A 19,821-nucleotide genomic window follows, 5' to 3' on the forward strand; every position below is an offset into this window, starting at 1 on the left:
GGATGGTTTTTTCAATAAGCCGAAGACATTGGCTGAAGTCGTGAAGCATTTGTACATCAACCGTGAAGATAAGAAGGAGGAGCGGCAGGTGTTGGAGCGGGTATTGGCGGATTTGGTGAAGGAAGGTAAACTGACAGTAGCGAACGAAAAGTACCTAAAGAATGATTAATCCTTTATCAAGCGATTGCTATTTACAATAGCAGCAAATTTAGTACCTTAGCCGAGTAGTCATTTAGGAGAGATTAATATGAATGCATACATCGTACATCCGAATAAGTCTCAAGAAAAAGCACTTAGGGCATTTCTTGAAGCGCTCAAAGTTCCTTTTGAGCGCCAAGATGAAGAGGTTTTGCCCTTACACGTAATCGAGGGCATAAGACGAGGGCAAGCAGATGTTGATGCTGGACGGACGATTACCTTTGAAGCGTTCAAGGAAAAAATTGTTAATAAACGGTGAGTTTACCCGTCGACCTAACCGAAAGAGCAGTTGAAACCTTCGATGCAATCTGCGCACAGATCAATGAGCGGTTTGGTGAAAAGTATGAGCGACGCTTCGAAAAGAATACCGTCAAAGTGTTGGAACTAATCAGCCAAAATCCATATTTATATCAAGCTACCAAATTTGACCCCAATATTAGGCGGGCTCTGATTGACAAAATATCTTCTGTGTTTTACGAAGTAAGACATGATCGCATTCAGGTCCTTTTCTTTTGGGACAATCGGCAGGAACCCATGTTTTAAGAAACTAACTTAAGATCAGGCTCCCGACGGCGGGACGTGGGCGACGGTACCAAAGTGGAGAAAACAGTATTGAGCCTAGCCAATCCGGAGGATGCGCGGTTGGTGCTGGAAGGGATGATCGAGGATGGTTTTTTCAATAAACCGAAGACATTGGCTGAAGTCGTGAAGCATTTGTACATCGACCGTGAAGATAAGAAGGAGGAGCGGCAGGTGTTGGAGCGGGTAGTGGGCGAGTTGGTGAGGGAAGCGAAATTAGTGTTTAATGAAGGTGCTTACTTGAAAAGCAACTGATCGTTAAACGTCATCGTTGGCTCTTTTTTGTTTTCGGTTTTGCCAGTTTTCAGGGTCTCGGCTTGTATGGAATACGGCGCGAACAACAACCTTCTTTTGTGATTCATCCACCGTAAAATGGATCATGAAAGGGAAACGTTTTATGGGCAGACAACGGACATCGTCATACCTAATTTGAAAAAAGGGGTTGGATTTTAGGCGATTAATCGTGGCTTTAACCTGTGTATAGAATTGTTTCCCTAAACCTTGCTTCTGCTCGTTGTACCAGTCGATACTTTCTTGGATATCCGTACGGACGTCTTCATCGATTAATATGCGAAAGGCCATTAGTCAAATTTGAAGCCATCCTGTACTTCATCCCAAGCCAATAGGCGCTCCGGATTTTCAGTAGCTTTTCGGATGCGACTTCTAACCAATTCTTTGTGTGCGTCAGTAATCTTTACATCCCCCACAAATGCCTCGAAGCCCAATTGTTTGGTCAGTTCCATAAAAAACGCGAACTTGTTGTCCGGTATTTTGAGTGTGACTTCTTTCATGTCCTTTCGTTACAGCGTCTAACAAACTTAGATAAATTCGCTTTAATATGCAAAGCAATTATTCACATCATACTTGTTCAACCGGCGTTCATGAATGCTACGCAGTTTATCGTTCTCTTACCTGCCGCTGAAGAACAAGTTATTATAGATGAAATATACGCATTGTTTCGCAAATAGCAACTTCATAAATTGTTTTTGCTCATAGAACTTCTCTATTCCAGAAGATATGCGCTATCTTTGCTGTAACAGTACACGCCGCGCTACCCATCGGAACAGCGTCCCAGGGCGTGTCTTTTGCTTTTACAAGAACCTGAATGATTGTCACCACCATAAAAAAAGTGTACGGAAACCGGCCGACTCCTTCGTGAACCTCTCACGGATGGATTATGGATTGGTGTGTAATATCATAGGGTTGCTGGATGAAATCGGCATGGACGACGAGGAGCTTTCCTTCCTGCTTGGCAAACGGAATAAGTATTTCTTTGATGTGATTGACCCGCGTAAGAAGCAAAAGCTGAAAACCGATTTGTCAGATCCGTTAGCGGCCATTTTTAGCACGAGCCATCGTAAAATTCAGTTCCTTGATGCCGAGCCAAATGAAATGATTCAACTGCACCACGCAAAGCGGACGGTAACCGCGGTGAACAAGGGCAGCCGGGCAGAAAGAAAGGCTTCTTGAAAGCAGGGTGGACATGGTAATCGATGCCGTGGCTTCAACCCCCTGCCGCAATAAGGCCGTAACAGAGGCCCGGGATGCACTGCTGAATTACTACCGTAACAACGCCCACCGGACCATCATCCAGAAAAGACTCAAGCAATCCGGACAACGTGGGGTAAGGTCGGGGCGCAAAACGTGCTCAACCTAAGGGTAATGAATCAAAGCGGAAAATGGCATAAAGTCATTCGAAACATCAAAGAGGCAGCCACAGAGGGAAATCAAAGAAAAGCCGCAGCTTAGCGACAATTTGAATTGCACCCGAAAAATTGTGGATTAACAAAAAAAATCAATAATTTTGGATTGCATTGGTGTTTAGACATCAGTTCCTGCGACAAGAGATTATAAATAACTGGCATTATTATATTGTTAATTTATATTATTGCATTTCAAGCAATAGGCCACATGGTTATATTTGCTCGAAATGGAAACCGTGAGAGGAAATGAGCAGATTATGAGCCGAAGAGAAGACGTCACGTTAAACCGGTTGTTGCAGCAGGGGGATAAATGCGCTTTCGCAGAGTTTTACGAGTCGCTTTGGGAACCGCTTTTCGGATATGTAGCGAAAATTATCCAGGAGAAGGAGGAGACTATGGACATTGTGCAAGAATCCTTTATTGCTGTTTGGAAGCAGCGGGAAGCACTCGGAAATATCCAATCCGTCCAAGCCTACACCTTCTCCATTGCCCGCTTTAAGGCCTTACGACATATCCGGTTGAATATTCAAAAGCGCGATTTCCAGTCGTCAATGCTTCAGTTTTTTGACAGCCATACCGGCGGTGCCGACGAACGGTTGATTGCTGACGAACTGCAGCGGGCTATTGATCTTGGGGTGGATAGCCTTCCGCCAAAAATGCGGGAAGTATTTATGTTACGCCGAAACGATCACCTGACCTATCAGGAGATCGCGAAGAAACTGAATATCTCTGACAAGACCGTGAAAAAGCAGATTAATAACGCACTGCGTATCTTACGGGTTAAATTGGACGGAAGTTACCCCTTCGCTTTCCTCTTAGCGTCTGTTTTAAGCGATGCGTAAAATAATCGCTTTGAAAACCAGCGACTTGTATTATTATCGACTTTTCGTCTACTACTGATTGCCTAAAATAAGCACTTCCTTGTAAACGCCCTGGTGTGGGACAATGATATGACCAAGGAAGAACTAAATGATTTACTAGATCGCTATGAAAGGGGGGAATGCACGCCACGGGAACGAGCGTTGCTCGAGAAATGGATTTCAGATCGTGTTCAAAACAACGGCTGGGAGTGGGCAGATGATACAGAAAGAGCGTTGGTGAAAGCGAACATGAAAAGTCACCTCGACCGGCAGCTTTTTGTTCAGAAACGCACCACATTCACCCTTAGACGCCTTACCGTTGCCGCCTCGATATTGGTTTGTTGTGCCGTGGCCACTTGGCTGTATATAGCTCGACAACCAACCGGACAGGATGAAAATTTCTTTACCGAACATGCTACCCAACCTGGCAATAAGACTGCCCAGCTAACGCTAGCAGACGGGCGAAAGATTTGGCTGGGCGATGCCGAAGAGGGGTTGATATACGACGAAAATGGCATCAAGATAACCAAACTGGCCAATGGCGAACTCCAGTACGAAACCGTAAGCATATCGCCGGGCGCGATTGGCGTAATTCCAGATAACATCATCAGCGTGCCCCACGGCGGGCAGTTTCAGCTTGAACTTCCCGATGGGACGAAGGTGTGGCTCAACTCAGCAACGCGACTCGTCTACCCGATGGCTTTTGTGGGCGATAGCCGAGACGTGACGCTCAGCGGCGAAGCCTACTTTGAGGTGGCAAAAAATGAGCATCAACCATTTAAGGTGCTGGCCGATAACACAGAAATAGCGGTTACCGGTACGATGTTTAACGTTTCGGCCTATCCTGATGAAGGCCGCGTGGTAACCACCTTATTAGAGGGCGGCGTGGAGGTGATTCGGGGTATGAATATGGCTACGTTGAGGCCGGGCGAAGAAGCGGTCACCACCGCAGGAAATACGGACATCCAAACCAAACAAGTAGATGGCGATAACGCCGTTGCATGGCTGCGGGGCGATTTTCTTTTCGAAAACCAGAATATCGAAACCATTATGAAAAACGTGGCCCGCTGGTATAACGTAGAAGTGGTTTTTACCGGCCCGCCGTATTCGAAGACATTCGGTGGTACCTACTCGCGCGAGAAGGGGTTGGAAGAATTATTAACGCATCTCGAATCGCTAAGCGGTATCCGCTTTAACTACGCAGAAGGGAGGGTTACCGTGATGAGGTGATTTAATACACAGCGACTACCGGAAAAAAGGCTGGAAAAAAGCCGGAAATGGTGCAACATTCCCGGCTCACCGGCCATCATGCCGGACTACTAGGCATTCCAAAACAATTGTGTGGAAACAATTTTTGTTCATTAAACCTAATATGCAAATGTATAAAAAAAGCAAGGGATTGCCATACAATCCCGATAGATTACTCGTCAGGACCCTGCTTACCATGAAGCTATCCATACTGCTCGTCGTATTTACTTTTTCGCAAGCAAGCGCCGTTGTTAACGCGCAAACAGTTACGGTGTCCGTAAGAGACGCCACGCTCCTGGACGTTTTCAAGTTGTTGAAAAAGCAGACAGGGTATGACTTTCTATACGCGTCGGGCGATATACAAGCGGCCACACCGGTTACCCTGGAACTTAAAGAAACGACGCTGCGCGGGGCGCTGGATGCGTGTTTTCGTGACCAAGCGCTCGTTTACGAAATAAAGGGAACTACCGTGCTGGTAAGGAAAGGAAAGGGACCGGCCGATATGACGGAGCAAAGGGGGGCGTCATTGGTCGCTATGCAACAACGTGAGGTTTCCGGCCAGGTGGTCGCGGCAGAGGGCGAACCCTTGGCTGGTGTGACCATAGCTGTTAAAGGGCAGGAAATCAGAACGGTTACAGACGAGAATGGCCGCTATTCGCTTGAGCGGGTCCCGTCCAATGCCACCCTCGTGGCTACTTCTGTTGGCTATGAGACGAACGAACAGGCAGCGACTTCAGCTATCATCAACTTTGTGCTATCGCCGAAAGCCGACGAATTGCAAGAGGTTGTGGTTACCGCTATGGATATTAAACGAAGCCGCGAAGCGTTGGGGTATTCGGTACAAGAAGTGAAGAGCGAAGAATTGCAGAAAGGGGGGAACTCGCAATTGCTGAATGCCTTGTCGGGCAAGGTAGCGGGAGTGAATATCTCCCAAAACCCGGCCATCGGTGGTTCTTCGCGGGTGGTTATCCGCGGCGAGTCGACGATAAGTGGCAATAACCAGCCGCTGTATGTCATAGATGGTATTCCGCTGAACAACGACGTTACGGCTTCAGCGGGCGCCAATGTCGACTTCGGCGACGGTATGACCGCGATTTCACCCGAACTCGTCGAATCCATAAGTGTGCTAAAAGGGCCGAACGCCGCTGCGTTGTATGGGTCGCGGGCCGCTAATGGTGTCATCTTGATCACCACAAAAAAAGGTCGTAAAAATACGCCTTTGACGGTCGACTTTACGATATCTACCAGCTTCCAGTCTATCCTTAAGTTACCGGAATACCAAAACCAGTGGGGAGGTGGAAAAGGACCTGAATATCACTTTGTACATGGAAACGGAACCGACGGCGGGGAAGATGGGCAAGGGGTCAACTTTGGCCCCCGGCTAAATGAGCCCGACCCGACAACCGAAAGCGGTTTTGTAGAACGCGTGCAGTTCGGCAGTCCGATTGATCCCATTACCGGTGAGCGTATCCCTATTCCGTGGGTGGCCTATCCAAACAATGTACGCGACTTTTTCAAATTGGGCCACACCCTTGATAATAGCCTGTCCGCGTCAGGTGGAAGCGAGCGAAGCATGTACCGGGTATCGTATTCGCAAACAGATCAGCAGGGAACGGTGCCCAACACCGATTTCAAGCGGAAGAATTTCAATACGTCGCTGAGTTTTGATCTCGGGAAATTCCTGACGATTACCAGTAACCTGAACTACGTGAACTCGGGGAGCGACAATATCCCGGCGGATGGTTATTCCAGCTCGCTTATGTATAATTTCCTGTGGTTCTACCGAAACGTGGATATCGACTGGGTGAAAGACTATTGGTTGCCGGGCCAAGAGGGCTACCAGCAACGGAATTTTGAAACCCTATGGGTGAATAATGTGTATTTCATTGTGAATGAAAATACCAACAGTTTTCGTAAACACAGGGGCATCGGTAATATCATGGCGGATGTTAAGTTTTTACCGAACCTGAAACTCACCGTAAAATCGAACCTGGATCTGTTTACCGATACCCGCGAAACCCGTATCGCCATGGGCGACCGGTATGTGCCTAATGGCAGGTACACGAAGCAAGACATCTTCTTTAGGGAAACCAACAACGAGTTTTTATTGACCTACGATAAGGTGGTTAACGATAACTTCGAAGCTACCGTATCTGTTGGCGGAAACCAGCGCAAGATGACCCGGAACTATGGAACGGGGCAAGCACCCGGGCTGAATATTCCTTTTATTTATAATTTCGGAAACGCCTCCGGTGAGGTGCTGAACACACAGTCGGATTCAAGGAAACAGGTAAACAGCCTATATAGCTTCGCGAACTTTTCATTTTTTAATGCCGTTTACCTCGATTTAACGGCACGCAACGACTGGTCAAGTGCATTAACGAAGCCCGATGGAAGCGGAAACAACTCCTACTTCTACCCATCGGCATCGCTGAGCTTCGTAGCGAGCAAGATGCTCCAAATGCCGCAGGCGATCGACTACCTCAAACTCCGGTCGAGCTGGGCGCGGGTAGGTAATGATACCGATCCGTACCGGCTATTCTCTACCTTTACCAATGCCGTATCGTGGGGTGGCCGGCCTGTTGCTAACGAAAATACGACGATATTCAACGAGAATCTGAAGCCCGAAATCATCACGTCTAGCGAGGTCGGACTGGAACTCAGGGCGCTGGATTCCCGCGTTACGATAGACGCGACAGCATACAGAGCGGTTACCAAAAATCAAATCCTCTCGCTCCCCACCGCAGCGTCATCGGGCTATAACGGTAAAATCATCAATGCCGGCGAAATCCGGAGCTCGGGCGTTGAAGTGGCGGCAAATGGTACGCTGATACGGAAAAACAACCTAGACTGGAATATTGGGGTGAACTGGATGACGACACAGAGCAAGGTGGTGAGGCTGGAGCCCGGTATTACCAATTACATCCGGTACAGTTACAATGGAAATACCATTGAGGCCCGCGAAGGGGGCTATATGGGCGATATGTATGGGCAGGTTTTTGAGAAAAGCCCGGAAGGAGAGGTGATCTATTACAACGGGCTTCCCCGACTGGCGCCCGAAAAGGTTAAAATCGGGAACTATAACCCCGATTGGAAAGCGGGCTACCATACGAATGTGCGCTATAAGAACCTGGCGATGTCGGTGCTGTTCGACCACCAGCAGGGTGGATTGATTTACTCGTATACCCATGCGAGGGGTGTGCACGCCGGAAGCCTGACCAATTCTGGCGAACAAGGGAATATCCGTGAGGATGGCATCATCGGAAAGGGTGTCATCGCGAATGGGGATGGCACCTTCCGCCCGAACGATGTAGTTGCGCCAGCGTTTGATTTTGTAAGGCAATCGGTTACTGCCTCGAATATAGAAGTCAATACGTTTGACGCAACCTATTTAAAATTGAGGGAAGTGAACCTCTCGTACCGGTTCTCACAAGATCTCGTGTCGCGCATCAAACTGAGAGGTGCACAGGTAAGTTTATTTGGCAACAATTTGGTTTTGTGGACAAAGGTGCCCCATATCGATCCGGACAATGCCTACCAAGAAGGGGGCAAGTTCCTGGCAGGGATGGAAATTCTCCAGTTGCCGCCGTCGCGCACGTTTGGCCTTCGCCTAAATGTTACGTTTTAACTTTTAAAGATCGACATCATGAAACGGATTATAGTTCTTCTTTTCGGCCTGGCTGTTGTGACAGGAGGCTGTGATAAAAACTTTGGAGATATCAATATAAATCGGAACGCTCCGCAGGAAGTAAGTCCCGCGCTTATTTTGCCCGGCATCCTTCGCTCCATTTTTCAGTTTGAGGTAACCCAGTCGTTTAACTATGGTAATACAGCGGTAAACCAGGTGGTCAAATCGTTCGCCGACTGGTCGGGGCGATATAATTGGACAACCAATGGCGCGTGGGGCCACTGCTACGGCAATTTGAGGAACGTGGCAGCTATGACCGATGCCGCAGCCCGTGAAGGAAAACCACTGTACGAAGGCGTCGCGCTTATTCTTCGCTCGTATTTGGTGGGGTTGAACACCCAGATACACGGCGATGTACCGTATAGCGAAGCCATTGGTGGTAAAACGGAAGGCAATTTCACCCCGGTGTACGATGAGCAAGAGCGCGTTTTCGAGGGAATCATAGACGATCTGGAGCGGGCCAACGACATCCTTAGTGCCGGGGGCACCATCACCGGCGACATCGTCTATGATGGAGACCCATTGTTGTGGCGGAAATTTGCCAATACCTACCGCTTGAGGATACTGACCCGGTTGTCTGAAAAATGGGATGTAGGTCCGATGATCAGACAAATTGTCGACAACAGTGAGCGTTACCCTTTGATTCAATCCAATGAGGAAGCGTTCGCGCTAACGTTCCTGTCGTCGGCGCCCAACCAATATCCCATGCATACGTACCGCTTGGGCGACATCACTGACCAGCGGCTGTGCAAATCACTTGCCGACACGTTATTGGATTATCATGATGCTAGGATAGCTGCGTACGCAACACCCACGGCTAATTCTATCATTGCCAACGATCCCGTGTACGTGGGCGTACCCAATGGTTTGTACAATGCAGCCATTAATAACTACAACGGGGGCGAGGCCAACCAATCGCATATTTCGGATCGCTACCATAGCAACCCCGCAGCTACCCACACCATCATGAGCTATGCCGAATTGCAATTCATATTGGCCGAAGCGGCGGCGAAGGGTTGGATTTCGGGCGATGCCCGGACGTATTACGAAGCGGGAATTATTGCGGCCCATGCCGCCCTCGAAACGCCGATGAGCCCGGGATACCTCTCGCAGCCGAGCGTAGAGCTGAGTGCCGATCCGAGTGTGGCCATAAGGCAGATCATTGTACAAAAGTGGATTGCATCTTTCTATTACGGCATGGAAGCCTACTTCGAATACCGCCGCACGGGTTTTCCTAACATCGTGCCCGGGCCGGATAACGTCAACGACGATCAGGTGCCGATGCGATTCAGGTATCCTACCCAGGAACAGGACTTGAACGGTGAGAATTACAAGGCCGCCATTGCCAGGCAAGGGGAAGATGATATCAACACGTTGATGTGGTTACTGAAATAAGAAAGCCCAAACATAACCATATGGATACCAGAAGAGAATTTTTAAAGAACGCGATGCTATTGACGGGGGGCATCGCGTTTTCGGAAACGTTGTGTGCCAGCATCCTGAAAGCGGCGCAGATCGACCCAGCCCATAACAGCACGTTCGCCGACGCGGAGCACATAGTATTCCTTATGCAGGAAAACCGCTCGTTCGACCACATGTTTGGCTCCCTGCAGGGTGTTAGGGGGTTTAACGACCCCCGCGCCATACGGTTACCCAATGGCAACCGTGTATGGTTACAGTCGGATGAAAAGGGGGATACCTATGCGCCTTTCCACCTTGATATAAATAACACAAAGGTGACGTGGATGGGTGATTTGCCACACGGCTGGCCCGACCAGACAGATGCCCGCAACCATGGCCATTATGACCAATGGTTACTGGCCAAGAAATCGGGTCGCGCGGAATACCGGCACATGCCGCTCACGCTGGGCTACTATGGCCGTGCCGACCTTCCTTTCTATTACGCCATGGCAGACGCGTTTACGGTGTGTGATCAAAATTTCTGCTCGGCACTTTCGTCCACCACCCCCAACCGTATCCATTTCTGGTCGGGCACACTGCGCGACCGCGCCGACGAGACACGGTTTGCCAACGTCTGGAATGGCGACGCCAAACCTTGGAATCTTCGTTCTTGGAAGACGTTTCCTGAGCGGCTACAGGAACACGGTATCAGCTGGAAGGTCTACCAGAACGACTTGTACAAGCAGGGGTTGCCACCGGAGAAAGAGGCATGGTTGGATAATTTTGGCGACAACACGCTCGAAAATTTTGCCCAATACCGGGTGGATGCCTTCCAGAATGAAAAGTATGCGTCGCTATCCGCGGAAGAAAAAGCCATCCATGATCGGGCTTTCTGTACCAACCGCGGCGATGCCAACTACCGGGAGCTAACCACCTACACGTATACCGAAGGCGGCGAGACCCGCCAGATCGACATCCCCAAAGGGGACGTGCTGTACCAGTTTAGGCAAGATGTACAGCAGGGAAAGCTTTCCACCGTTTCGTGGCTGGTGCCGGCGGGGAAATACTCCGACCACCCCGGCCATCCGTGGTACGGTCAATGGTATATGAGCGAGGTGATCAATATCCTTACTAAGAATCCGGAGGTTTGGAAAAAAACGATTTTTATCCTCACGTACGACGAAAACGACGGCTATTTCGATCACATCCCGCCGTATGTGCCCCCGCATCCCGGACGGCACGACAACGGCAAGTTATCTGCGTCCTTGGATGCACAAGCCGAGTACGTGACGAGCATGGCACAGCAAAGCGATCAGAAGAACGGCCGTTTGGGGCCCATCGGTCTGGGGTACCGCGTGCCCATGATCATTGCTTCGCCGTGGACCCGCGGCGGCTGGGTCAACTCGCAGGTGTTTGACCATACCTCTTCGCTCAGGTTCCTGGAGTCGTTTGTGGAACGCAAATATGGGAAGAAAATCAAAGAGGACAACATCAGCGACTGGCGACGTACGGTATGCGGAGATCTGACATCCGCTTTCCGCAAGTTTGACCGCTCTGCTGAAAAGCCCCTGAAGTTTCTTGAGCGGATTCCCTTCATTGAACAGATCGACCGTGCGCGGTACAAAAGCGAGCTTTCCAGTTACCGGAAGTTGTCAGACGCCGAAATCACGACCATCAATGCGGGGAAAAGGGCTCCCGGCATGCCCCGGCAGGAGGATGGAATAAGGCCATCGACCGCCCTGCCCTATGCTCCAGAGGTTAATGGAAGCATGCGGGACGACGGGAGGTTTGAGATGCAGTTCCATGTATCCGACAAGTTGTTTGGGAAAAACACCGTCGGATCGCCGTTTATCGTCTATGCCTATGGTTTGGGGCCCGGGGTGGAAGCTGCGCCCCGTAACTACGCGGTTACCGCCGGCGATAGCTTGGTGGATGCGTGGGACGCCCGGCATTTCGCGTCGGGGCAATACCATTTTACCGTTCAGGGGCCGAACGGTTTTTTCCGGGAGTTCAAGGGCGATTCGCAGTGGTCGGGCTTCAGGGTATCGGTGTCGCACGATCCACAGCGTATCCGGAGCACCGGGAAACCCTGCCTTCTCCTCACCGTGGCGGGCGATGGACAGCCGGGTGCTACCTGTACGGTCGCTCATGAAGCCTATTCCACGAACGTACAGCAAATGGCACTGACCAAGAAGGGCGATACCTTCAGATTGAATTTTGACGACAGCCACGGCTGGTATGACTTTACCGTAAGGCTGAAAAGCGGAAGCCATGAAGTCTCTTATCGGTTTGCGGGCCGGGTGGAAACCGGACGATCCACGTACTCTGACCCGCTGATGGGCGGCCAGGCTAAAAAAAATGAAGCATGAACCAAGCAACGAACATCACTATACTAGGCGGTGGCCATGGTGCCCATGCGATGGCTGTCGATTTGATCGATAAAGGTTTCTCGGTGAGCCTATTCGAGATGGAGCAGTTTAGCGAACAGGTGCGAACCCTTTTCGAAACGCATACCATTGAATCGGTGGGCGAGGTGAATGGCAAATACAAGCTGAAACTGGTCACCTCCGACATCGAAGCAGCCGTAGCTGGTGCAGATATCCTGATTATCGTTACCCCCGCATTTGCACATAAACCCTACGCCGAATTATTGAAGGGGAAGATCAAAGAACATCAAATCCTGTTGATTTATCCCGGTGCCTTTTCCGCACTGTTGTTTAAGTCCGTGTTCGGCGACCACCCGCTGCCGCTCATCGGCGAAGTCAATAACCTGCCCTACGATACCCGGCTCATCGGGCCTGGCAAGGTGAACATCCTGGGCAGGAATCCCGTAAACATCGGTGTATTCCCAGCTTGCAGGTCCTCGGAGTTGCTAGCGCGCGTGGAAAAAATACATGTCTTTGAAAGGGTTTACGACGATGTGCTCGAAGCTGGCCTCAGCATCGTCAACCCCACATTTCATTCGGGATTGTGTCTGCTGAGTGTGACCGCGATTGAAAACTCCGCCAAGCGGCCTTTCTTCCTCTATGAACACGGCGTAACGCCCGCTTCCGTTAAATTGAATTTGCAACTCGACCTTGAACGAAAGCTCATCGGCAAGGCCCTTGGATATGACTTGCAACCCATAGAGGACTTTTCCGGAATGCGTGTAGGGTACTCGTGGCGCGAATTGTACATGAACATCCATGGCAATATTTCGCTCACTCCAATTTCAGGGCCACATAGCATCGAAAGCCGCTATTTTACGGAGGACGCTCCATACGGACTGGTTCCCTGGAGCCTGATCGGACGGGCGTATGGTGTTGGGACGCCGGTTATCGATTCGATTATTACGATATATAATGTGATACACGAGAAAGACTGGCGCCAAGTGGGCAGAAGCCTCGCCGACATGGGAATCGAAGGGCTGGGCGTGGACGAATTGAAGCACTTTTTAAAAACCGGCGAACGTAGTTGAGGCGCTGACGTATCTGCAATTCATGGGAAATAAGCAAAGCGGAATTTCCGTAGCGAATGTGTTGAAATTTGGTGGGGCCATTGTAGCCTACCTGGCCGGTGCTGGCTTTGCAACAGGCCAGGAAGCGCTGCAGTTCTTCTCGGTATTTGGTGTGGCGGGCGCGTTGGGCGCGTCCGTAATGGCTTTGCTGTGTTACTTGTGGTTCTGTGCGACCGTAATGAAAGATGGGCATAGTTTGGCAGGCCGGCTAAGTGCTTCTACCCCGAAGGCGGGATACCGCTATTATTGTGGTAAACTACTGGGTACGTTTTACAATATCTATACCACGGTTTTCATGTTCTTGGTATTTGTGATCATGGTGGCTGCCGCCGGTGCTATTGCCGCCGAATATTATCAGTTGAATGAATGGATGGGCAGACTCGTGCTGGTAACCCTCACGTTGTTAACGGTATTGGCAGGGTTGAACAAGGTGGTAGACGTGGTATCAAAGTTGGCGTACGGATTGCTCGTTTTTGCATTGACCATCGGTGTTGCAAACATGGTGATACATTCGGAAGGGTTTTTAGAGGCTGGCACATTCCTGGCAAGTCATGAAACGACCAAAGCGGCGGATACGTGGTATATTTCCGGCCTTATTTTCCCCGCCATGGGTGGTGTTTTGCTTACCCCTTTCTTATTGCACCTTGGCGGACTTGCCGCCAGTCGGCGGGAGGCCCAATGGGGAGGATTGGCAGGAGGAAGTGCTTTTGTGCTTGCGGTGGTCATCATTGCATTTGGCATTTTGGCTGATATCGAGCAGCTGTCTGCTAAAGAAATACCCCTCCTTTTCATATCGCAACAGCTATTTCCCGGAGTTGCATTTTTATTTTCGGTGGTTTTGATCGCCGCGGTATTTTCTACTGCGGTACCCATGCTGTGGTTAAGTGCCACGGCGGTGGTGCCCGATGAAGGAAAGGCAACGTTCAAGCTGTTGGTCGTGGGGTTGGCACTCGTGGCATTGGTGGGTAGCCAGCTCTCTTTTCGCACATTGATTAACGTGTTATATCCGACTTCCGGATACTTGGGAGTACTATTGTTTGTGTGCGTTTTCATAAAGCAAATCCGGGGCCTGTTAAGGCGAGATTAGCTGGATTACTAGTCTATCTCCCCTTTGTTCGCCGCGAGTTTCTCCTGAAATTGCGGTATTGCCTCCGGCGTTTGCCGTACCCATTCGGTCACTTCACCCGCGATTTTCATCGGTGCCCTGGTACGGTACGAAAGGATGAGGTTGCCAGGGAACTTTTTATCCGTCACGTTGGGGTCGTTTTCCATTGCGAGTTTTAGAAAATTCCTTAAGGAAAAATATGGTTTTCCTGTAAAGGAAGAGTTCCACAGCAAAGAGTTTGCGACAGATAAAAACCCTTACCACGGAAAGTATGGCACGGGAATAAGGAGAAACATCCTTTTTGACCATTGTCCCTTTATGGCGTCGCTGAACATCAAATGTGTATCTGTCGTGATCGACAAAAAGAATATTAATAGACCAACGTATCACGTGCTGAAAAACGCATTGACTTATTCCATTCAACGGATTGAAAACGATTTGGATAAAAGCTTCGGGAGCGAACGTTTTATGATTATACCCGACGAAGGTCGTGTCAGCAAAATGCGTGATACCGCGCGAATGCTTCAACGAATCAACTATATTCCATCACAATTCAACTATACTAGTTACCGAAAGGAAATCAAAACACTCATTGAAGATCCATTACCCAAGAATTCGAAAGAATCATATTTCATCCAATTTGCGGATTTAATGGCGTTTATTGTCTCCTTATATGTAAAACGTAATCTTTGTAAGGAAAAAATAGATTGGGGAAAGCGGTTATTAAATGTGTTGAGTTATGGCGATGAGATTCATCTTATGGATAAACTAAAACCGTGTCTCAACACGAAAGCAAGCAGCAAAAACGACTACGGTATCGTGTACTACCCAAATTCGTGAAAACGAAAAAAGCCGCCTCATTAAATGAAGCGGCCAATATCTTATAAACCACCAGCTACAACCCATTCGGGCTTTCACTGGTTCACTACAAACCTCAAATAAATATACACGACAAGGATTATGACGAAATACTGCGACAGGCTGTCGCAGAAATCCGTACGGCCCGGACGCAGATTGCCAAACAGGTAAATAGCACTACAAATTCTGTCTATTGGAATTTAGGAAAACTGCTCTCCGAAAGACAGTTAGCGGAAGGGTATGGTAGTGGAGTAGTGAAACAATTATTGTCTGCTCCCACTTATTATTTTCTATTTTATTACAGGACCAATCATCATCGGTTCAGGCATCAAAAAGAAAGCCCCGAAACGGGGAGGATCGGGGCTTTCAAAACTAACCAATTATAAACCTAAATTATGAAAAGACAAATTTTACTAACTGCCTATATAACGCACGCCGGGCCCGTTTTGTTACACCAAATGTGTTAAGATATGTTAAAAGGACAATGTGGTGACCGAAGACGGCTGAAAAAAGAGAAACCCGTCACTCTGTAAGTAACGGGTCTCCGCCCCAAACAAGACCAAGGCGTGGTATTCCTATGAAAGCGGTACCGCGGCCGGCTGGGAGGTGGTAGGTGTTCGGGGTTCCAAAGATTTGGATGTACCGGTGAAAGTTTTTACCTTTAACACAACCAAGATGAAATCAAGCCGGTAGCAACTCCAAGACACCGCATTTTGAAAACATGCTGGATTTCCTGAAAGGAGAGGCCGCAGGCTGGATGACGATGACAAATTTAGAAAACCCCAATGATCCTGGGCAAAAATACTATACCACACAGACTGGAAAGGACGCGTTGGCGGCAAACGACCCCTCGGCAACAAGGCCGGACATATTGCCGAAATAAGAAAAGCCACACCTGGAAAGGTATGGCTCTGTTGTATTTTTTCGTATGGGATTTATTTCTGATTCTACTTGACTTTCAATTCGGCTTTAACCTTCTGCACAAAACTCAAAGAAACAGATGCCAACTCCGCAATTTTTACATCATCGAAATCGGTATTGAACAATAAATTTTTCACAAACTCAAAGTCCCTCTTTTCGACAGCCTCACGCCTCACCGAATCAAACGCATTCTGCGTATCCCACTTGGATTTTAAACTTGCTTCGTATGCCATACGTTCCTCCTTTCTTAATTTCGCTACTTCCGATATGTTAAAGATAAGCTGAAAAACCCGCTTATCCAAAAATTTCGGAATCTCATCCAATGTGCTCATATGCTTCAACAAGTACATCCATTTGTCCATATCTGTGAGCAAATCCTTCCAACGCTTTAGAATTTATCGGCAGTTTGTAGTGACAAAAATAGGGGCGGATATTTCCAAGCATTATGAATACGAAGACTTCAGCCGGCATCTGTTGGTAAACCGCGAATGTAGGATGGAAACCCCAATTCCCGGCTTTCTTGATTTCGAAATACTTAAAGTTCGCTTTTCCATGGGGACAAAATCGATTTCGGCGCGCTAAGATTTGAATGTTACGTTTAAAGGTTTTACTTTTAGTGGAAGATGAATAACTTTCCGAAATGTTATTGGCAAGACCATTATTTACCGTGACCATGAAAATTATTTTGCCCTTGGTACTATCTTCGCTGCTATCGGTGCAGGTACAGGTGTGCCCGGCGCAGGAGAGTGATAGCGGGTTTGTCCGCAAGAAGGTGTTACTTGCCTACAAATTCATCGCTGACCTTGCGCTGGAGCCCGTCGGTGAGCCCGAGCCTACCTTTAAGGAACAAATTGAACGCGGCGATTCGATTATCCGAGCCCGGATTGACAACCACGAAGCCAGCGCTATCCCCATCATCGTGCCGTACGACCGCAAGCGGCCGAATGAACGGAAATGGCCGCTTAGTACTTTCTTAGCCGATATGCACCGGGGACAATTCCATTACCTCTACAACGATATCTTTATCGTGAATCCCGGTAATGGCCGGCATGTGTATTCTTTTCCATCGGAATGGGTAGAAATGGGGATCAATACCGCGGTATTGAAAACGAAGCCCGTGGTCGACATCCCGAAGATGGCCGAAGATAACGACACCTACCTAACCTTATCACGCATCGGCAGTGTGGCCAAGATGTGGATGCTGGAAGGGGAATGGCGTATGCATACCATTGATTTCAAACCACGGTGGGTCAGATCCATGGCCCCGAGGGTGCTGGAATTTGATGAATACCATGTGTATGTGTTGGAGCGTGTGATCAGTATCGAACCGATTACACCTGAAAATCTGTACCAATATGATTCGGAACCCTGGCGCGTCTCGGCGAAGCGGGGGGTTAAAGTGGTTCCAAAACGAATACACGATGCCAAAAAAGAGTGAAGCGTATGCATCGGGTCTCGCAAAGTGCCTATTCATGTTAAGCCGAAATGATATGTGTTTCAAAAAGATCATCCGGGGATTGTTCATGCTATGTCTATTACCCTACCCGGGCATGGGCCAACCCACAATCAATATCAACGGGAAGGATGTGGTTCCGAAAATTGTGTTTCCGGGCATCTCGCAGGCCGATTTTAGTGATGCTTTCAACGTGTTGCGTGAATGCTTGGTGGTCGATGAACCGCGGTTTGGCTTCAGCCAGCCATTTATAGCGCCCGGTGGCCATTATGGCGGGTGTTGGTGGCAGCTCGATGCGTCGCTGAGTTTACAGGCAACGAAATGGGTCGATCAGCGTTTTTCGGAAAACATGCTGCGGGGCTTTGTCAGTGTGCAGAAAGATAATGGCAGGATTCCGCTGTACGGGTACGATGCGGTGGCGGGTTACCCCACCTGCAGTTCGCTGCCGAAATTATTCCAGGCAGCGCATGCGGTGCTGCGGCAATCGGACGATGCGGAACTGAAATCAACCGTGTACCGCATGTTGAAAGCGTACCTCGATTGGTGGTTTTCCGACGAGCGGCGAGACGCCGGAACGGGGCTGATAACCGGTGTGTTTGAAGAGTCTTTCCCGCCGGTCGAAAAGCAGTTGAAAGCCGTGGCACAAGTAGACTTGAATGTAGAAATGGTAATCGCTTGCGATATCGTGGCCGCGCTGGCGGAAGAACTCGGCCATACGGCAGACCATGCCCGGTATACCACCTACCAGGCGGAACTGCGTGCGGCCATAAACCGGTATATGTGGGATGAGCGCAGGGGCGCCTACTATGCTTACCATGTGATCGACAAGAAACGGGATAGCACGTTGATAGCCTACACGTTTGACCCTTTCCGGATGCATATCGCGCCGCGGTCGCGCATCGGGCGGATGGTTGATATGCTTACCGACGATGATTATTTTAACTGGTCGGCAAACGCCGTGACGAGTGCGGCCAAGACTGCTGCCATTTATACAGAAACCAAGGGGGCATACAACGGGGCCCCGTCTTGGTCGGGAAGCGTGTGGACACTGCGGAACGCGGTTATTATTCAAGGGTTGGAAGATATTGGCCGGCCTGACCTCTCGGCTTACCTGGCGCTGAAAACGGTGCGGATGTTTAATAATAACTACACCGAGTTTGTCAATCCCACAGACGGGAGCGGCCATGGCGTGCAGCGCTATGCGTGGTCTGCGGCGCAATATATCCAGATACTGATAGAGGAAATCTTCGGGATCGATGTCGACCGGCAGACCCATACGATTCGCATCCGGCCCAACCTAGACCCTTCCCTGGCAGGAGAGCGGATGTCGCTCGAAGGGCTGATGCTACCCAATGGGGATCGCTTGGCGGTGCACATCGATTACCGCGGCGAAGCCACCCGTATTTCGTATGTGGTAAGCGGTGCATCGCAGGACATGAATGTCGTGGTGGGCGTTCCGGAAAAGTCCAAGGGACGCGTTCGGGTTACCGGAGCTGATGGCAAGCGGATGAAGGTGAAGCGGAACCGGCAACACGGTGCGGCGGCCTACGAAATTTCCAATGGCATACAGCCGACAGGCGATTTTACATTCAATTAATGATCTCCCCCTTGTTTTCGGCCAGTTTTTTGCGGAATTGTTGTATGGCAGCTGGCGTTTGCCGCACCCATTCGGTTACTTCACCGACGATTTTCATCGGCGCCTTGGTGCGGTACGAACGGGTAGGGTTGCCGGGGAACTTTTTATCCGTCACGTTCGGATCGTTTTCAAAGCTCCCGGTGGGTTCAACGACATAAACGCGTTCGTGGCCGTCGCCCTTCGCCAGCGCCGCGGCAAATCCTGCCCCGTTTACCATCGCCGTGAAGTAAATGTGGTTCATCACCACGCCGGGGTGGTAATTGGATAGGCGCCCGGCAGTCAGCAAATCGCCAACCTCCAGATGGGCCCGGGTGCCGTGGTAGAAAGGGCCGGTGTCAGCCGGTCTGTCTGCAAACGTGGCCGCCAGCTCTTTATGTTCCTTGGCCTGTGCGGGCTTGCCCAATGCATCATAGCATTGGGCAATATGGGTGTAAAGCGAGGCAAAAGCACTATGTACGGAGCTGTCATTTATGGCCAGGGCAAACTGCAACGCCGTTTCGTACCATTGCAGCCTGTCGGCGGGGCCTCCTTGATGCCGGGCAACATAATAGGCGGCAATGAATTTTTCGAGGTCGTCCGTCGCTTCGTGCCAAGCTTGGAGGAATAACCGGCGCGCCACTTCGGGCTTTCCTTTTTCGGCCATGTCCATGCCTTCAAGGCAGCGCTTCACAACGG

22 protein-coding genes are annotated in these 19,821 nt (G+C 49.7%); 16 read left to right on the forward strand and 6 right to left on the reverse strand.

Going from position 1 to position 19,821, the window contains the following annotated elements:
* Window positions 1-247 precede the first annotated feature (247 nt).
* Complete coding sequence (locus tag ACO1NT_RS11230) at window positions 248-457, forward strand: DUF2683 family protein (protein ID WP_449048720.1); 210 nt, start codon at window positions 248-250, stop codon at window positions 455-457.
* A 338-nt stretch (window positions 458-795) separates the two neighbouring features.
* Window positions 796-1,032, forward strand: coding sequence for a hypothetical protein (locus ACO1NT_RS11235; RefSeq protein ID WP_449048721.1), 237 nt, complete (start codon window positions 796-798; stop codon window positions 1,030-1,032).
* Window positions 1,033-1,035: 3 nt separating this feature from the next.
* Here ACO1NT_RS11235 and ACO1NT_RS11240 read toward each other — a convergent pair whose 3' ends face one another.
* Both ACO1NT_RS11240 and ACO1NT_RS11245 read right to left on the reverse strand, forming a co-directional pair.
* Entirely contained in the window at window positions 1,036-1,359 is a 324-nt protein-coding gene (locus tag ACO1NT_RS11240) for a type II toxin-antitoxin system RelE/ParE family toxin (protein WP_449048722.1), read from the reverse strand.
* Window positions 1,359-1,568, reverse strand: a complete 210-nt coding sequence (locus ACO1NT_RS11245; protein ID WP_449048723.1) for a hypothetical protein — start codon at window positions 1,566-1,568, stop codon at window positions 1,359-1,361. Before ACO1NT_RS11245 ends, ACO1NT_RS11240 begins: the two co-directional genes overlap by 1 nt.
* A gap of 379 nt (window positions 1,569-1,947) precedes the next feature.
* Between ACO1NT_RS11245 and ACO1NT_RS11250 the strand changes: the two genes are divergently transcribed.
* From ACO1NT_RS11250 to ACO1NT_RS11290, 9 genes are all read left to right on the forward strand, one after another.
* A complete protein-coding gene (locus ACO1NT_RS11250; protein ID WP_449048724.1) occupies window positions 1,948-2,247 on the forward strand; it encodes a hypothetical protein in 300 nt (99 codons plus the stop codon).
* 7 nt (window positions 2,248-2,254) lie between these two features.
* A complete protein-coding gene (locus tag ACO1NT_RS11255; RefSeq protein ID WP_449048725.1) occupies window positions 2,255-2,434 on the forward strand; it encodes a hypothetical protein in 180 nt (59 codons plus the stop codon).
* Window positions 2,435-2,737: 303 nt separating this feature from the next.
* On the forward strand, window positions 2,738-3,322 hold the full coding sequence (locus ACO1NT_RS11260) for an RNA polymerase sigma factor (RefSeq protein WP_449048726.1): 585 nt from the start codon (window positions 2,738-2,740) through the stop codon (window positions 3,320-3,322).
* A 108-nt stretch (window positions 3,323-3,430) separates the two neighbouring features.
* Complete coding sequence (locus tag ACO1NT_RS11265) at window positions 3,431-4,570, forward strand: FecR family protein (RefSeq protein ID WP_449048727.1); 1,140 nt, start codon at window positions 3,431-3,433, stop codon at window positions 4,568-4,570.
* 148 nt (window positions 4,571-4,718) lie between these two features.
* Entirely contained in the window at window positions 4,719-8,216 is a 3,498-nt protein-coding gene (locus ACO1NT_RS11270) for a SusC/RagA family TonB-linked outer membrane protein (protein WP_449048728.1), read from the forward strand.
* An 18-nt stretch (window positions 8,217-8,234) separates the two neighbouring features.
* Window positions 8,235-9,671 carry a SusD/RagB family nutrient-binding outer membrane lipoprotein gene (locus tag ACO1NT_RS11275; RefSeq protein WP_449048729.1) on the forward strand — a complete coding sequence of 479 codons (1,437 nt, stop codon included), beginning with the start codon at window positions 8,235-8,237 and terminating at the stop codon, window positions 9,669-9,671.
* Between the two features lie 20 nt (window positions 9,672-9,691).
* Window positions 9,692-12,046, forward strand: coding sequence for a phosphocholine-specific phospholipase C (locus tag ACO1NT_RS11280; RefSeq protein ID WP_449048730.1), 2,355 nt, complete (start codon window positions 9,692-9,694; stop codon window positions 12,044-12,046).
* On the forward strand, window positions 12,043-13,134 hold the full coding sequence (locus ACO1NT_RS11285) for an NAD/NADP octopine/nopaline dehydrogenase family protein (RefSeq protein ID WP_449048731.1): 1,092 nt from the start codon (window positions 12,043-12,045) through the stop codon (window positions 13,132-13,134). The genes ACO1NT_RS11280 and ACO1NT_RS11285 overlap by 4 nt, the downstream gene beginning before the upstream one ends.
* Window positions 13,135-13,156: 22 nt before the next feature.
* Entirely contained in the window at window positions 13,157-14,260 is a 1,104-nt protein-coding gene (locus ACO1NT_RS11290) for a YkvI family membrane protein (RefSeq protein ID WP_449048732.1), read from the forward strand.
* A gap of 8 nt (window positions 14,261-14,268) precedes the next feature.
* On the opposite strand, the gene ACO1NT_RS11295 is transcribed toward ACO1NT_RS11290, so the two are convergent.
* Window positions 14,269-14,445, reverse strand: coding sequence for an NAD(+)--rifampin ADP-ribosyltransferase (locus tag ACO1NT_RS11295; RefSeq protein ID WP_449048733.1), 177 nt, complete (start codon window positions 14,443-14,445; stop codon window positions 14,269-14,271).
* Here ACO1NT_RS11295 and ACO1NT_RS11300 point away from each other — a divergent pair.
* The 3 genes from ACO1NT_RS11300 to ACO1NT_RS11310 all read left to right on the forward strand — a co-directional run bounded on the left by ACO1NT_RS11300 (window position 14,396) and on the right by ACO1NT_RS11310 (window position 16,019).
* A complete protein-coding gene (locus ACO1NT_RS11300; RefSeq protein ID WP_449048734.1) occupies window positions 14,396-15,118 on the forward strand; it encodes a DUF3800 domain-containing protein in 723 nt (240 codons plus the stop codon). The two genes, ACO1NT_RS11295 and ACO1NT_RS11300, sit on opposite strands and share 50 nt — an antisense overlap.
* Before the next feature lie 152 nt (window positions 15,119-15,270).
* Window positions 15,271-15,522 carry a DUF1016 N-terminal domain-containing protein gene (locus ACO1NT_RS11305; RefSeq protein ID WP_449048752.1) on the forward strand — a complete coding sequence of 84 codons (252 nt, stop codon included), beginning with the start codon at window positions 15,271-15,273 and terminating at the stop codon, window positions 15,520-15,522.
* Window positions 15,523-15,857: 335 nt separating this feature from the next.
* Complete coding sequence (locus tag ACO1NT_RS11310) at window positions 15,858-16,019, forward strand: hypothetical protein (protein WP_449048735.1); 162 nt, start codon at window positions 15,858-15,860, stop codon at window positions 16,017-16,019.
* A 64-nt stretch (window positions 16,020-16,083) separates the two neighbouring features.
* On the opposite strand, the gene ACO1NT_RS11315 is transcribed toward ACO1NT_RS11310, so the two are convergent.
* Window positions 16,084-16,389: a hypothetical protein gene (locus ACO1NT_RS11315; protein WP_449048736.1), complete on the reverse strand. Its 306-nt coding sequence runs from the start codon at window positions 16,387-16,389 to the stop codon at window positions 16,084-16,086.
* Window positions 16,373-16,732 (reverse strand): hypothetical protein, encoded by a 360-nt coding sequence (locus ACO1NT_RS11320; RefSeq protein ID WP_449048737.1) that lies wholly within the window; start codon window positions 16,730-16,732, stop codon window positions 16,373-16,375. The genes ACO1NT_RS11315 and ACO1NT_RS11320 overlap by 17 nt, the downstream gene beginning before the upstream one ends.
* Here ACO1NT_RS11320 and ACO1NT_RS11325 point away from each other — a divergent pair.
* Both ACO1NT_RS11325 and ACO1NT_RS11330 read left to right on the forward strand, forming a co-directional pair.
* On the forward strand, window positions 16,731-17,495 hold the full coding sequence (locus tag ACO1NT_RS11325) for a hypothetical protein (RefSeq protein ID WP_449048738.1): 765 nt from the start codon (window positions 16,731-16,733) through the stop codon (window positions 17,493-17,495). The genes ACO1NT_RS11320 and ACO1NT_RS11325 overlap by 2 nt on opposite strands.
* A 52-nt stretch (window positions 17,496-17,547) precedes the next feature.
* On the forward strand, window positions 17,548-19,107 hold the full coding sequence (locus ACO1NT_RS11330) for an MGH1-like glycoside hydrolase domain-containing protein (RefSeq protein ID WP_449048739.1): 1,560 nt from the start codon (window positions 17,548-17,550) through the stop codon (window positions 19,105-19,107).
* On the opposite strand, the gene arr is transcribed toward ACO1NT_RS11330, so the two are convergent.
* Window positions 19,100-19,513, reverse strand: a complete 414-nt coding sequence (gene arr, locus ACO1NT_RS11335; RefSeq protein WP_449048753.1) for an NAD(+)--rifampin ADP-ribosyltransferase — start codon at window positions 19,511-19,513, stop codon at window positions 19,100-19,102. The two genes, ACO1NT_RS11330 and arr, sit on opposite strands and share 8 nt — an antisense overlap.
* Between the last annotated feature and the right edge of the window lie 308 nt (window positions 19,514-19,821).

It is taken from the genome of Parapedobacter sp. (genome assembly GCF_053550995.1).

What these genes read in the sequence shown, in the direction of transcription:
- ACO1NT_RS11230 (WP_449048720.1), top strand. Translation starts at nt 248, where the DNA reads ATGAATGCATACATCGTACATCCGAATAAGTCTCAAGAAAAAGCACTT.
- ACO1NT_RS11240 (WP_449048722.1), bottom strand. Translation starts at nt 1,359, where the DNA reads ATGGCCTTTCGCATATTAATCGATGAAGACGTCCGTACGGATATCCAA.
- ACO1NT_RS11245 (WP_449048723.1), bottom strand. Translation starts at nt 1,568, where the DNA reads ATGAAAGAAGTCACACTCAAAATACCGGACAACAAGTTCGCGTTTTTT.
- ACO1NT_RS11250 (WP_449048724.1), top strand. Translation starts at nt 1,948, where the DNA reads ATGGATTATGGATTGGTGTGTAATATCATAGGGTTGCTGGATGAAATC.
- ACO1NT_RS11260 (WP_449048726.1), top strand. Translation starts at nt 2,738, where the DNA reads ATGAGCCGAAGAGAAGACGTCACGTTAAACCGGTTGTTGCAGCAGGGG.
- ACO1NT_RS11265 (WP_449048727.1), top strand. Translation starts at nt 3,431, where the DNA reads ATGACCAAGGAAGAACTAAATGATTTACTAGATCGCTATGAAAGGGGG.
- ACO1NT_RS11270 (WP_449048728.1), top strand. Translation starts at nt 4,719, where the DNA reads ATGTATAAAAAAAGCAAGGGATTGCCATACAATCCCGATAGATTACTC.
- ACO1NT_RS11275 (WP_449048729.1), top strand. Translation starts at nt 8,235, where the DNA reads ATGAAACGGATTATAGTTCTTCTTTTCGGCCTGGCTGTTGTGACAGGA.
- ACO1NT_RS11280 (WP_449048730.1), top strand. Translation starts at nt 9,692, where the DNA reads ATGGATACCAGAAGAGAATTTTTAAAGAACGCGATGCTATTGACGGGG.
- ACO1NT_RS11285 (WP_449048731.1), top strand. Translation starts at nt 12,043, where the DNA reads ATGAACCAAGCAACGAACATCACTATACTAGGCGGTGGCCATGGTGCC.
- ACO1NT_RS11290 (WP_449048732.1), top strand. Translation starts at nt 13,157, where the DNA reads ATGGGAAATAAGCAAAGCGGAATTTCCGTAGCGAATGTGTTGAAATTT.
- ACO1NT_RS11300 (WP_449048734.1), top strand. Translation starts at nt 14,396, where the DNA reads ATGAGGTTGCCAGGGAACTTTTTATCCGTCACGTTGGGGTCGTTTTCC.
- ACO1NT_RS11295 (WP_449048733.1), bottom strand. Translation starts at nt 14,445, where the DNA reads ATGGAAAACGACCCCAACGTGACGGATAAAAAGTTCCCTGGCAACCTC.
- ACO1NT_RS11310 (WP_449048735.1), top strand. Translation starts at nt 15,858, where the DNA reads ATGCTGGATTTCCTGAAAGGAGAGGCCGCAGGCTGGATGACGATGACA.
- ACO1NT_RS11315 (WP_449048736.1), bottom strand. Translation starts at nt 16,389, where the DNA reads ATGAGCACATTGGATGAGATTCCGAAATTTTTGGATAAGCGGGTTTTT.
- ACO1NT_RS11325 (WP_449048738.1), top strand. Translation starts at nt 16,731, where the DNA reads ATGAAAATTATTTTGCCCTTGGTACTATCTTCGCTGCTATCGGTGCAG.
- ACO1NT_RS11320 (WP_449048737.1), bottom strand. Translation starts at nt 16,732, where the DNA reads ATGGTCACGGTAAATAATGGTCTTGCCAATAACATTTCGGAAAGTTAT.
- ACO1NT_RS11330 (WP_449048739.1), top strand. Translation starts at nt 17,548, where the DNA reads ATGTGTTTCAAAAAGATCATCCGGGGATTGTTCATGCTATGTCTATTA.